Annotated in this window: 12 protein-coding genes; 7 read left to right on the plus strand and 5 right to left on the minus strand. The window is 60.7% G+C overall.

What is annotated here, in order from left to right; genetic code table 11:
• The first annotated feature begins 1 nt into the window (after position 1).
• A complete protein-coding gene (locus BI364_RS01585) occupies positions 2-829 on the plus strand; it encodes a S1 family peptidase (RefSeq protein ID WP_070077264.1) in 828 nt (275 codons plus the stop codon).
• A 24-nt stretch (positions 830-853) separates the two neighbouring features.
• Here the strand turns inward: BI364_RS01585 and BI364_RS01590 are convergent, their stop codons facing one another.
• From BI364_RS01590 to BI364_RS01605, 4 genes are read right to left on the minus strand one after another with little or no spacing between them, the layout of a single operon-like run.
• The gene (locus BI364_RS01590) at positions 854-1,180 is read right to left on the minus strand and encodes a P-II family nitrogen regulator (RefSeq protein WP_038093852.1); all 327 of its coding nucleotides are present in this window, start codon (positions 1,178-1,180) and stop codon (positions 854-856) included.
• 16 nt (positions 1,181-1,196) lie between these two features.
• Positions 1,197-4,307, minus strand: a complete 3,111-nt coding sequence (locus tag BI364_RS01595; protein WP_070077265.1) for a DUF2309 domain-containing protein — start codon at positions 4,305-4,307, stop codon at positions 1,197-1,199.
• A gap of 1 nt (position 4,308) precedes the next feature.
• Complete coding sequence (locus tag BI364_RS01600) at positions 4,309-5,067, minus strand: hypothetical protein (protein ID WP_070077266.1); 759 nt, start codon at positions 5,065-5,067, stop codon at positions 4,309-4,311.
• Entirely contained in the window at positions 5,067-6,731 is a 1,665-nt protein-coding gene (locus BI364_RS01605; RefSeq protein WP_070077267.1) for a proton-conducting transporter transmembrane domain-containing protein, read from the minus strand. Before BI364_RS01605 ends, BI364_RS01600 begins: the two co-directional genes overlap by 1 nt.
• Before the next feature lie 491 nt (positions 6,732-7,222).
• On the opposite strand from BI364_RS01605, the gene BI364_RS01610 reads away from it, so the two are divergent.
• The 3 genes from BI364_RS01610 (at position 7,223) to BI364_RS01620 (ending at position 9,214) form a co-directional block, all read left to right on the plus strand.
• Positions 7,223-8,035 carry a hypothetical protein gene (locus BI364_RS01610; protein WP_156782584.1) on the plus strand — a complete coding sequence of 271 codons (813 nt, stop codon included), beginning with the start codon at positions 7,223-7,225 and terminating at the stop codon, positions 8,033-8,035.
• Positions 8,036-8,107: 72 nt separating this feature from the next.
• Complete coding sequence (locus tag BI364_RS01615; RefSeq protein ID WP_083251090.1) at positions 8,108-8,779, plus strand: energy-coupling factor ABC transporter permease; 672 nt, start codon at positions 8,108-8,110, stop codon at positions 8,777-8,779.
• A 99-nt stretch (positions 8,780-8,878) separates the two neighbouring features.
• A complete protein-coding gene (locus BI364_RS01620) occupies positions 8,879-9,214 on the plus strand; it encodes a c-type cytochrome (protein ID WP_233279560.1) in 336 nt (111 codons plus the stop codon).
• A 59-nt stretch (positions 9,215-9,273) separates the two neighbouring features.
• On the opposite strand, the gene BI364_RS01625 is transcribed toward BI364_RS01620, so the two are convergent.
• Entirely contained in the window at positions 9,274-9,738 is a 465-nt protein-coding gene (locus tag BI364_RS01625) for a CopD family protein (RefSeq protein ID WP_070077271.1), read from the minus strand.
• A gap of 164 nt (positions 9,739-9,902) precedes the next feature.
• Here BI364_RS01625 and rpe point away from each other — a divergent pair, with 164 nt between their 5' ends.
• From rpe to trpE, 3 genes are all read left to right on the plus strand, one after another.
• A complete protein-coding gene (gene rpe, locus BI364_RS01630; RefSeq protein WP_070077272.1) occupies positions 9,903-10,595 on the plus strand; it encodes a ribulose-phosphate 3-epimerase in 693 nt (230 codons plus the stop codon).
• Between the two features lie 7 nt (positions 10,596-10,602).
• Positions 10,603-11,289, plus strand: a complete 687-nt coding sequence (locus BI364_RS01635) for a phosphoglycolate phosphatase (RefSeq protein ID WP_197495796.1) — start codon at positions 10,603-10,605, stop codon at positions 11,287-11,289.
• Positions 11,290-11,502: 213 nt separating this feature from the next.
• The gene (gene trpE, locus BI364_RS01640) at positions 11,503-12,996 is read left to right on the plus strand and encodes an anthranilate synthase component I (protein WP_070077273.1); all 1,494 of its coding nucleotides are present in this window, start codon (positions 11,503-11,505) and stop codon (positions 12,994-12,996) included.
• The last annotated feature ends 7 nt before the right edge of the window (positions 12,997-13,003 follow it).

Genomic DNA, 13,003 nt, shown 5'->3' on the forward strand with positions numbered 1-13,003 from the left:
CATGCGCATCGACACCTTAGCGAAACGCCTGATGTTCAACACCGTGCGCGTGGATACGGTACTGGAAGACGGCACCGAGGGTTCGGGCACGGGTTTCGTGGTTGCACACCAGGGCCCACACGGCCTGCGTCGCTTCATCGTCACCAACCGTCACCTGGTTGAGGGCGTGCGTAGCGGAGGGCTTGTGTTCACTCAGGGGCGGGACGGACAGCCCTTGATCGGTACCCGGTTCGAACTTGAGATTGAGGAATTTCCGCACGCGTGGTTCCTGCATCCCGATCCGGAAATGGATCTTGCCATTGTGCCGATGGCGCCGCTGGAGCGCGCCGCGCGCGACCAGGGCGTGCAGCTTTACTACCACGACATCGACACCGTACTGGTGCCCGACGCGGCCACCGTCAACGGTTTCGATGCACTTGAGGAAATTCTGTTCATCGGTTATCCCAATGGGGTCTGGGATCACGTGAACCTGCTGCCGATCATGCGTCGTGGCACCACTGCCACGCCCATCGGTATGGATTTCGAGGGACAGGCCGAATTTCTCATCGATGCCGCTGTCTATCCCGGCTCCAGCGGCAGCCCGGTATTCCTATACCGGGGCGAGAGTACGGCACCTGCCGGCGCTGCGCGCGCGCCGTTGTATTTTCTCGGTGTGATTGCCGCGGTCTTCTTTCGTGAGGAGGAGAACCAGCTGGTGCCCGGGCCGGTACCTGCCGGCCAGGGCAGCGCCAGGGTGCGCCAGTCTGAGATGATCGATCTCGGTCTGGTCATCAAGTCCAAGGCGGTGGTCGATCTGATCGAGGAATATTGCCGCCGCTGGCGCGAATGACGCAGCACCGATCGAGAGCACGTCTCAGTTGGTGAATTTCACCAACCGGCTCACCTGGATGTCGGAGATGAAGATCACGCCCGAATGCTTGTTGAAGAACGGCGTGAAGCCTTCGACGATGGGCTCCACCAGTGCTTCGGGCACTGCGGTGATGATCATGATCAGCACGTCGTCCTCGTTGAACATCACGTGTCCTTCGTAGAAGCCGTGGCTGCCCTTGCCGGATAGCTGGTTGACGATGGTGTACCCCTTGACGCCCGCACGGTCGAGCAGGTCGGTCGCGAACTCCATATGCTCACCTTCGAGGATGATTTCCAGTTTTTTCAGGGGATTCAGCTTCAGATTTTGCATCGCGCTACTCTCGAAATCAGTGTGTGGAAGCGACAGGGGGAGCGGCCAGCTCCGACCATTCGCGCCGTTCGTCGTCGAAGAAATGGATTTGCCCGTTTTCGGGGTCGACCACCACCAGCCTGATCCAGCCGTTGTGGACCAATGATTTGACGGGTGCAACCGCATTTAGGGCGTCGCAGGCATGCGAGAACGGCGCCTCGATGACGGTGATCAGGCGCAGTGGTTCATGGTAGGGACGACCATTCTTGAGCACGGTCTGTGCCGGCAGGCCGGTGCGCAGATCGCCGATGTTGCCGCTCATGACCGCGAAGCGGCCGGCGACGTTGTGATACACCTTGCTGCCGCTGCCATAGTGTTCGTTGTCGACAGCAGAAAAGTAATGCTCCATGTTGATCCACTGACCGACGACGAGCGGGCCGGTCAGGATGTTTTCAAGCAGCCTGCGACGCGGATCCAGCCGCCAGTCGTAAGAGTGCAGGAATGCGCGTCCGTCGAGGGACGTGCCCTGGGTCATGCCACGTCGGCCGATGATGAAATAGGCATTGCGCGAAAGCCCCCATTCTGGACGTACCTGCGACCAGTCTAGCGCGTTGCGACGCACCATCCGTTCTGCCTGATCGGGGTCGAGACGGCGTGCGGGCATCGTCATGAGCTTGGGCGCGCGCTCCACAGCGGACAGCCGGGAGGCAGCACGTAGGCCCTTGCGTAGGCGGTCAATATACAAAAGATGGCCGGCCGGAAGCAGTTCCAGGTCATGCGGCACGACCTCGTCTGTCGTGGTGTTGTGCAGCGCGGGTATGAACCAAGTGTCGTCTGGGATATCGATGCCTTGCTTGCGCAGCCGGCCGCGAACCTCCGGCTTGTTGGCCATGTAGGCCAGCGCACGGGCATTGTTGAGGCCGAGGTTGCCGCCGCAGGCACCGCAGTCCAGTGCGGATTCGTAGGGGTTGTTCTGCGACAGACTGCCGTGGCCGATGAGCAGGACGAAGCGCGAGAAATTGCGTGCCAGACCAATGGAGCTCAGGGCCTGGGCCACGAAACGTACCTGCTCGCGCAGCGAGAAGCCGATCCTGGCCAATTGCTCCATCTGCCGCGCGGCTTCGTCTCGGTTGATGCGGTAATGCGCACGCAAGCGTGCCAGCAATGCATCGAGCCGCACGCGGTCGATACCTAGCCGTTCCACCAAAGAGTCGTTTACGACTTGATGTTCCAGTGCAATTTCGCGCAGTTCGCGGACCACGTTGTCGGGGATGGCCTCATCCTGGCGGCCAAGCTCCTGTTTGAGCGCGATCATGATCAGTGCGCGCTGAACGGCGCGCACGATCGAATCGGCTTGCTCGCTGGTGAGCTTGTCCAGCAGCAGCCGGGTGGCGGGTTTGTGCGGTATCAGGCGCTCACGCCAGCGGTTGTACAGGCTCGGGGCAAAGGTCTTGCCGAACATGTCGAAGCCGAACAGTAGGCCGACCGCCTCGACCGTGGCAAACGGTGCGACGACGGACTCTTTAAGTTCGTGCAGCGCGTGCTCCAGGGCGCTAATCGCGGCGGGCTCGCCGGCCTGCTGATCGATGCTCATTTCCAGTGTCAGGTTGCGTGGTGTGGCCACCGCAGGGCACAGATGGGTTTCGCTGCCCTTGCCGAGTTCGATGAAGCTCATCGGCACGCCGAAAAAACCGGCGATGCCGTAGGTCTGGTAGTCGCCGATGGATTCGAGTTGACGGCGGAGCGGTTCCGAGCGCGTGTCGATGCAGAACAGGGCTTGCGCGAAGGGGCGCTTGTCTGACGTCTCGGCTGGCTGGATACACAGGTCGCGCAACAGAGATTGTGTGGCGCTGGCCTCCATAGCACGTAGCCACAACATGCCTTCGGCGCGCTCGAACTCGACCAGTGTGATCAGCAGGGTTTCCAGTTCGTCCACGGAAAGTCGGCCGAGGTCGACGCCAGCGCCCTGGGCGAGCGCACGCAGACGATCGGCCTGCTGTGCAGTCTCCTGGGCGCGCAGGGCCTCGGCATAGCGAGAACAGAGCACGCTCGTGACCTTCGCATCGCTGCATAACAGCGCTTCTTCGACCTCCAGGGCGAATGCGGGGAGGATTTCCCCGCTGTGCAGCTCATGCTGCAGAAATGCGCGGTGAGTGTCACGGTCGAGGTAGGTATGCATGGACGGCGCATCGATATTGCGCCAGGGCAGGTGACGTGCGTGTTCTTGCAGTAATGCGAGACTCAGCGACAGACGCAGGGCTAGCAGGTCGACGAGATCGGCTGGATGTGTTTTTTGCCAGTGATACTGCTTAGCGTGCGAGCGCCAGCGGATGAAGCCGGACCAGCCATGCAGCCGAGTGAGTTCGCGGGTGAAGTAGTCTTCCCACGCATGTTCCGGGATCTTCAAGGCCTCCATCACCAGAGCAATCATGGTCTCGGGTTGCTGCGCGCGCGTCAGCAGCTGTTCCATGTCGAGGCCGCGCAGCTTGAAGCGCAGATTGCGCAAGGCGAGCTGGCGCCACGCGCGGTACAGTCCTTGGTCGCGGTCCGGCATGCCCCAGGCGGACTGTCCTTCATCGAAAAAGTCCAGGCAGCTCTTGACCAGCAGGTCGTCCAGCGTGGTGCCTATATCGGTTGCCAACAGCGCATCGACCGATTCGTATACTGGGCGAGTCTCGCCCATCGCCTGGTGAAGTAGCGCTCGCAGCGTGTCGTCGGTGGGGTTTGTCCGGGCGCTGTCACCGGGCTCCCCACGCAGGTGGCTGGCGACGTCGCGCGGCGTTGCCAGCTTGCTTTGGCGGGTCACCGGCGTTTCGATGCAGGTGGCTAAGTGCAGGAATAACTTTTGTCCGTCTAAGGCTTGCGGCAGCGCATGACGGGCACTGAAGTTGGCAATCTGCGCCGCCAGCGCGTCTGGTTTTACACTGCCGTCGGCGAGGTAGCGCTGATATTCCGTGCGGGATAGGAAGCCGCGCGCATGGAACAGTTCCTCGCCGAGCGCTACCGCTCGCTCGAAAGTGAGGTGCTCAAGGCCGTGCAGCGGGTTGTGGTGAATGAAGCTGCGCATCGGCCAGAAATTGGGAATGGCTTCGCCCGCGATATAAACCATCGAGCGAATTTTGAGGGCGCGGGATAGAGGCAGGGTCATTTCAACCTCCCTGCAGCAGAGTTGTGAAAAGCGCTAGGCTGACCAGCAGCAGCGCGGCGAGCGAGGCCACGAGACCGTAAAGCGACTTGTCGGGGAGATCCGTGACCGCGGGAAGTGACTGCGGTCTACCGAACATAAAGCTTTGTAGCAGCACGACGGCCGCCCAGGTCCACAGGATCCAGACGAATAGAATGCCGGTGGCGATACCCGGGTCGGTATGCAGGACGATGCCCGTCAATACGAAAAAACCGGGGAAGACCGGGCTTGCCACGGCCGCCAGCGTGGTTAGCGTGAGGCTGCCGGCCAGGCGAGGTTGGTGCAGGTGAAGTCCGCCGTAGAGCCCGCCGTAGGCGGCACCGAATCGTTGTTCGAGTGCATCGCCCACGATGGCCATCAATGCCAGTGGCGCGCCGAGACTGAGCGCGGACTGCCAGCCTGACGTGAATTCCGGACGCAGCAACCAGAGCATCGAGTAGGCTGAGGCGCCCAGGTAGGCGCTCCATAGGCGCAGGTCACGCGTGGCCAGTAGCCGGACGGCATAAAGCAGCGCGCTCAATAACACCCAGATGCGCAGCCAGTCTGGTATGGCTAAGGCAGATCCCAGCAGGATCACGCCTGCGAGCGGCCAGAGCAGGAACAGGGCAGCGCGTATCGGAGCGGACTGTATCCGGCGCCCGAGCAATTGCACAAAAAGTGCGCTGAAGGGGAATACCGGTAGGAACAGCAGTGCCATAACGAGACGCGGAGTCAATTCGGTCATCACAGCCACCTCAGCCAGCGGTTGAGTCGGGCGGAAACACGGAACAGTGTTCGACCGAACAGGGAGTAGAAATCGCTGATGTACAACTCGCGGGAGAGATGCGTGTAGGCGGAGAGCCACACAGCGCCATTGCGAGGGCCATTGTCGTGCCGGTCGGATCGATACACGAGCAGCCAGCCCGCGAAGATGACCAGCGCGGCCAGACCTACTAGGGTGTAGAAAAAGGGTTGCGTGATGCCGGCAGCGTGGTAGATGGCTAGGCGCATGGCTTCGTCCGGATACAGGAATACGCCGAACGCATAACTAATGAGGGTGTAACCGACCACGATGATCAGCAGGGAGAAGACGGCGAGCGCGATCATGCGCCAGGGATCCGCGGTCTCCATGCGGTGTATCGAATAGAGCAGCTGCGCACCCGTCATCCAACCGAAGAAGAGTAGGATCACCGCCCCTTGTTCCTGCAAGATGTCGTTGCTGACAAACCAGTGCGCGAAGCCGAGCAGCAGCGCCGGGGTGGCGACGGTGAGCAGGGCCATCGTCAGCCAGGAGGGCTTGCTGGCGCTCGGTTGACGCTCGACTACGAAGGTGTAGACGCTGTTCTTCGGCACGTCGTCGCTGTGCCGGGCGCGGCCGATAACACTACCCGAGCTGAGAAATAAGGTCCCCTTGAACAGACCGTGGGCGATGAGATGGAAGATGGCCAGCGAGAACGCGCCCAGACCGCATTCCATGATCATGAAACCCATCTGCCCCATGGTTGAATAGCCCAGCGATTTCTTGATGTCGTTCTGGATGAGCATCAGCATCGAGCCGATGATCGCGGTGAACAGACCGACGAAGAAGGCCCAGTGCAGCACCGGGCCGGCGTCAATGAACAGCGGTGCGAAGCGGTTGATGATGAAGGCGCCCGCGTTGACGATGCCCGCGTGCATCAAGGCTGAGACGGGCGTTGGGCCCTCCATGGTATAGGGCAGCCAGGTGTGCAGCAGGAATTGTGCGGAACGCGCAAACGCCGATAGCACGATGAGCGCGGATGCGGTCATCACCACCGGGAGGCCTTCGGTTGTGATCGAGGGGTTATCGCGCACCAGTTCGAACAGATGGGGCAGATAGAGCGTGCCATAGGCGTGATAGAGCAGGGCCACGGCAATTACGATCGGGATGTCGCCGAGTCGGTAGGTTAAAAGGGTCCAGAGTGCGTAGCGCTGGGCGCTGCGGCTGCGCGTCTCGAAGCCGAGCAGGAAATACAGCAGCACCCCAATGAGGTGCCAGGCGACTAGCAGCAGGATCAAGTTGCCGGCCGTGACCATGAGTATCAGCGAGGCCGTCATCAGGTCGAGCAGCATGAAGAAATGCGCGTAGCGGGGTTCTTCTGCCATGTAGCGCAGCGAGTAGATGTGCACGACCAGACTGATTGCGGCGATGACCAGGGCCATCAGCGTGCCCAACGGGTCGAGTAGGAGCAGGGTTTGGCTGGTTTGTGGGGCGCCGGAGTGATGTTCGAACAGTTGTCCGGCAAAGAGCACGGCGGCCGCTAGCGCGGTGAGTACACTGAAGGTCGCGCTGATCTTGCCGGCGCGCAGCGGAGCGCCGGCGGGCGCCAGTCTGACGGCGCCCGCCGAGACCAGGGGTAGAGAGATGAGCAGTAAGAGCAGTACGTCCATCGGTTTCCCGTCCCTTATTGTCTAGCGGTCGGCTGGCTGTCCCGTATACCAGCAGTCCAGTCCGTTGGCGCTGCCAGCACAGTCATCTGCCAGCGGTCGGGTGTGAGGTTGCGTTTCTGCATATAGAGGCCCTGGAGCCGGATGATCATGGATCGTCTCCCTGCTGGCAGCAATCTGCGCACCCGCGTGCGCGTGGTCTCCCAAATATCCGCTTATGCGATTCATCAATTTACGTGATGCAAAGTCGTTCAGCTATAGGCGAATTTAATCTGAAATCAGCATGCGGATGCAAGCCCCCGAAGTGTCTGGATTGCGAGGCCGATATCGGTATGCGTCCTGGCGCGTCCGTTGACATTTCAATGTCGTGGCATGCTGACTGCGCGTCGCGGATTGAAAGCGGTATGATGCCCGAGGGATTAGCCGTCCTTGGCGGTGGAGACGCTAAACTGTTGGCGGTCGGGTTAACTTCGATAAGAACAGGAGACGATTGCATGAATAGATGGACTGTAGTGGCTGCCGGCATGTTGCTGGCGTCTGGGGGCACGGCCTGGGCGGGCGAGGTCAATACGACCATCGTCAACGCCGATCGCTATCTTTCCGTGCAGGTGGGCGGGTTGCAGCAGAATTACCGCGAGACAAATAATGGCACGGTGCCGGACAAGGAGCAGGGCTTCATTCCGCGCATCGGCGTGGAGTATTCCCTGCTCGGTTTGGAGCGACCCTTCCGCTTCGTGCTCGGCGCGAGCTATGCGAGCGGCAATACATACTACAAAGGTGGCTTACAGAACGGGACGCCGTACGATACCAACACCGGCAATCATATCTTGGACGCCCATGTCGGCCTTGGCTACGCCTTCGGTTTTGGCTCCTTCGCACTGACGCCAGGTATCGAGTATGGCGAGCATAGCTGGGAGCGCAACATCAATCATGGCACCAGTAGCGGTTACCAGGAACGATATGGCAACCAGTACATGGCTGCCACATTGGAAGGGCAATTCGCGTTGAGCCAGAGCACCGTGCTGAGCCTGTCCGGCGCCTACGGCACCACGCTCAATCCGACGATGACCAATAATCTGTATCCAGGTCTAACGTATTATCTCGGTACCAAGCCTTGGGCGAGGGTGGGCCTCAAGCTCGATTATGCGGCCTATAGCAATTTGCATATGGGTGTCCAATTGAGCTACACGCGCTTCGCATACGGGGTCTCATCCCTCTATCCCGTCGGTAACAATCTCGGCACCTACGAACCCAACAGCGAGACTAGGCAGACCGCGTTCGACCTTTCGCTGAGCTACAATTTCTAATCTGACTTACTGATTCTCTAGAGTCTATGTCGCCGGGTCGCCCCGGCGGCATCGTGTCAGGCGGAGGTTGTAATGGCTGCTGCTATGCTTGACGGACTGCCTGCCGGCTCGCTGGTATTCATGGGGGGCGTTTTCGCGCTATCGGCCGGTTTAGTCATACGTAGAGCACCATGGCGTCGCTTCATCGACGAACCCGCGTTGATCCATCTGTTCATCGCTACGGTGCTGTGCCTGTCGGCGCTTTGGCAGCTGAGGGCAGGCACCGCGCCTGGGCTTGCGCTGCACTTTCTGGGGATCTCCACCCTTACCCTCATGTTTGGCTGGGCGCTGGCACTCGTGGCCGCCGCGCTGGCGCTGCTCGGCAGCGCCCTGGTCTGGGGGGCGCCATTGGCATCGCTGCCGATGGATGTGCTCGTTGTTGCGGTCCTGCCGGTGGCGGTGTGCTGGTGGTTGTACCGCCTGGTGATGCGTTATCTGCCAGCGCATCTCTTCGTGTATCTCTATCTATGCGGTTTTTTGGGTGGGTTGCTCAGCACGGTCGTCAGCGTATTTGCCGTCGCGGGCCTGCTGGGCTTGAGTGGCGTCTATGCGCCTGATCGCTTGATGCGCGATTATCTGACCTACCTGCCACTGTTAGCATTCCCTGAGGGTTTGCTCAACGGCATGCTGCTGACTGCCCTGGTCGCATTGAGGCCCACCTGGTTGGCCACGTACAGCGATGCGCGTTATTTGAAAGGCAAATAGCGGCTGCGGTCGGATTTGGCTAAGATTTGTGGAGATCGCCGCGTCACGAACGCGGCGGCGCGTGTATGACAACATCTGCGATTACAAAGGGAGAAAGCCGTGGTAGCGAGTCGAAAGGCTGTATTGATCGGGGGAGCCGTGGCCATGCTGTGGCTATGGGGCAGTGTGGCGATGGCGGCCGGCGACATTGCCGCAGGGCGAGCCAAGGCTGCGATGTGCATGAGCTGCCACGGCGCACAGGGCATCAGCGCTGTGCCGACCTATCCTAACCTGGCCGGTCAGAAGGAGGCCTATCTGGTCAAGGCGATGCACGAGTTCAAGGATGGCACTCGCAAGAATGCGACCATGAATGCCATGGTGGCTGCGCTGAGTGACAAGGATATGGACAATCTTGCTGCCTACTTCAGCAGCCTGAAGTCCGCAAGCTGCAAGTAAGGCGCTAGCGTAGCGCGATGTTCGGGCGGGACGGGTGCACAGGCCCGCCCCGTCCGATATCAGGCGGCCGACATCAAGGGCCCGGCGCTCGCGATGGCAACCACGACCAACCCCAAGATCAGGTTGATTCCGATGAGCATGCGGATTTGCCCGAGCCGGCGGCCGGCCTCGGCAAAGTCTTCCACTGCGATGGCAAGGCGCATGCGCTTGAAGGGGGCGAAGAAGATGTGGGCGTACATCGCCATCATCACCAGCCCGATACCGAACATGGCGTGGATGTAGGGCGCGGTCTTCATGCCGCCGAGGTAAGCGAACATCATCCACAAGCCGGTGCCAAGCAGTAGTAGTACCGCCAACCACACCCAGGGGAAGAAGCGCGCGAAGGTGGCTTCCCACAGACGCAGGCGCGCGGGCGCCTCGAGTACAGCTGCGGCGGCGGGGCGTAGGGCCATATAGGCGAAGAACATGCCGCCGACCCAGACGACGGCGGAGAGCAGGTGCAGGGTAATCAGCAGCATCAGCATGGCGGTTCCTTGTCGCGTGGTATCCCGGAAGACGGGGTGGCGCCGGCATTGTGCGTCATGGCATGTACGGGAGACAACATTGTGTGCCTGACCAAGGGCTGTAAATCCTCATCCGATGGGTTAGAGTTCGCGTCCTTAGAATCTAGACTGAGGTAGGCTTCCGCATGGCTAACGACAACCTGATTGCACCTTCCATCCTCTCAGCGGACTTCGCGCGTCTGGGCGAGGAGGTCAAACACGTACTGTCGGCGGGGGCCGATATCGTCCACTTCGATGTCATGGACAATCACTACGTGCCGAACCTGACCATCGGCCCACTGGTATGTAAAGCGCTGCGGGATCACGGCATCACCGCGCCCATCGATGTCCATCTGATGGTCAAACCGGTAGATCGGATCATCCCGGATTTTGCCGAGGCGGGCGCGAGCTACATCACCTTCCACCCCGAAGCCAGCGAGCATGTGGATCGTAGCCTGCAGCTGATCCGAAGCTTGGGTTGCAAGGCCGGGCTGGTATTCAATCCGGCAACGCCATTGTCCTATCTGGACTACGTCATGGATAAGGTAGATATGATCCTGCTGATGTCCGTGAACCCTGGCTTCGGCGGTCAGGCATTCATTCCGACCACGTTGGACAAGCTGCGCGCGGCGCGTGCACGCATTGACGAATCCGGTCTGCCGATCCGCCTGGAGATCGACGGTGGCGTGAAAGTGGACAACATTCGCGAGATCAAGGCGGCGGGCGCGGATACCTTTGTTGCTGGCTCGGCGATTTTCGGTGCAGGTCGGGCGGAAGACGCGAATCGTTACGACAGCGTCATCGCCGCAATGCGCGATGAGCTTTCCAAGGCGGGGTGATCGCATCATGCTGCGACGTCCGAAGCTGATTCTGATCGATCTCGACGGTACGTTGGTCGATAGCGTGCCGGATCTCGCATGGTGTGCGAATGAAACCTTGATTCGCCTGGGCATGGCGCCGCACGATGAATCAGCGGTCCGCTGCTGGGTCGGTAATGGCGTTGACCGTTTGTTGGAGCGGGCCCTGGTTAACGATATCGACGGTATGCCGGATCTGGAGCTGCGTGCCCGGGCCATTCCGATTTTCTACGAGCTTTACGCAGAGCACACGGCTACGCGCAGCCGCTTGTATCCAGGAGTAGAAGCGGGCCTGGATGCCTTCGCAACGTTGGGTTGTCGTATCGGTTGCGTGACCAACAAGGCTGAACGCTTTACTCTGCCGCTGCTGGAAAAACTCGGTATTCTCGGCCGCTTTGAGTTGGTGGTCAGCGGCGACAAATTACCCGAGCGCAAACCCTCGCCACGACCGCTGTTGTACGCGGCTGAACACTTCCGTGTGGCGCCTGAGGACTCGACCATGATCGGCGATTCCCGCAGTGATGTTGCGGCCGCCCGTGCGGCAGGATTCCAGATCGTGTGCGTCAGCTACGGTTACAATCATGGCGTCGATATTCGCGAGGAGCGGCCCGATGCGGTGGTCGATTCGATGGATGAGGTGGTGGCGCTGTTCGAACTCGATACGGCGGGCCCATAACACGTCGCTTACGTTCCTCTAGCCAAGCGACGGTTGGCTGTGCTTATAATCGGACCTCGGCGCGGGCGCGCTGAGGTTAACGACGACATAAAACCGACAGATTCCGATATGGCCTTTTTTCGAGTCAAAGCGATGTGGTGCGCGATGCGATGGTGGCGTTGATCAGGCTTCGCTGACCACGCACGTTCGCAATCCCAGACTCGGAATTACGCCATGAGCCCTGAACAGTTCGCCCAACTCGCCCAGCGCGGGTTCAATCGCATACCCGTCGTCCGCGAGGTACTCGCGGATCTCGACACCCCGCTTTCCGCCTACCTCAAGCTTGCCGACGCGCCCTATACCTATCTATTTGAATCGGTAGAGGGCGGCGAGAAATGGGGGCGTTATTCCATGATCGGCCTGCCGGCCCGCGATATCGTGCGCGTACGCGGGCAAGAGGTGACGGTCGAATCGGCAGGGCGGGTGGTCCTGCGCGAAGAAGCTGCGGACCCGCTCGCCTGGATCGAGGCCTTTCAGGCGCGCTATCACGTGGCCGAGCGGGATGATCTACCGCGCTTTACCGGCGGCCTGGTCGGTTACTTCGGCTTCGATACCATTCGCTATATTGAACCACGCCTCGCGCATGGCGCCGACGGCAAGCTTGATCCCATCGGCAACCCCGACATTCTGCTCATGGTGTCCGAGGAGGTCGTGGTATTCGATAACCTGAGCGGCAAGCTTTCCTGCATCGTCCACGCCGATCCTTCCGAACCGGAGGCGCTGGTGCGTGCCGAAGCGCGCCTGGAGACACTGTCGGCACGTCTTCGCGAAGCGCATGCGGGGTACCGGGCGCAAAAGGCGGCGCGGTGTGTCGACGAGTCGGACTTCGAGTCGAGCTTTAGCCGCGAGGGTTACGAGGATGCAGTACGCCGCATCCGCGAATACATCGTCGAAGGCGACGTCATGCAGGTGGTGCCGTCGCAGCGCATGTCGATCCCTTTTTCGGCGAGGCCGTTGGACCTCTATCGCGCGCTGCGTCAGCTCAACCCCTCGCCCTATATGTATTACCTCGACCTCGAGGATTTCCATATTGTGGGTTCTTCGCCGGAAATCCTGGCGAGGCTGGAGGATGGGCTGGTCACCGTGCGTCCGATCGCCGGCACGCGTCCTCGTGGCCGCGGTGAGGCTGAGGATCGCGCCTTGGAGCGCGAGTTGCTTGCCGATCCCAAGGAGTTGGCCGAGCATCTCATGCTGATTGATCTGGGCCGCAATGATGCTGGGCGCGTCAGCGAGGTGGGTACGGTTGAGGTCACCGAGCAAATGGCCATTGAGCGCTATTCGCACGTCATGCACATCGTTTCGCACGTGACCGGGCGTTTGCGGCCTGGGCTGGGCGCGATGGATGTGCTGCGGGCGACCTTTCCTGCAGGTACGGTCAGCGGCGCGCCCAAGATCCGCGCACTGGAAATCATCGACGAGCTGGAGCCCGTACGTCGCGGCATCTATTCGGGCGCGGTCGGCTATCTTGCCTGGAACGGCAATATGGATACCGCGATCGCGATTCGTACCGCCGTCATCAAGAACGGTACCCTGCACATCCAGGCGGGGGGCGGCATCGTCTACGATTCGGTGCCTGCGACCGAATGGGAGGAGACGTTGAACAAACGTCGCGCCATGTTCCGTGCCGTTGCCCTGGCCGAGGCCGGGCTTGATGGCGTACACCGGTGAGGGAGGA

Origin of the sequence: Acidihalobacter yilgarnensis, assembly GCF_001753245.1 — a bacterium.
GTDB classification, from domain to species: domain Bacteria; phylum Pseudomonadota; class Gammaproteobacteria; order DSM-5130; family Acidihalobacteraceae; genus Acidihalobacter; species Acidihalobacter yilgarnensis.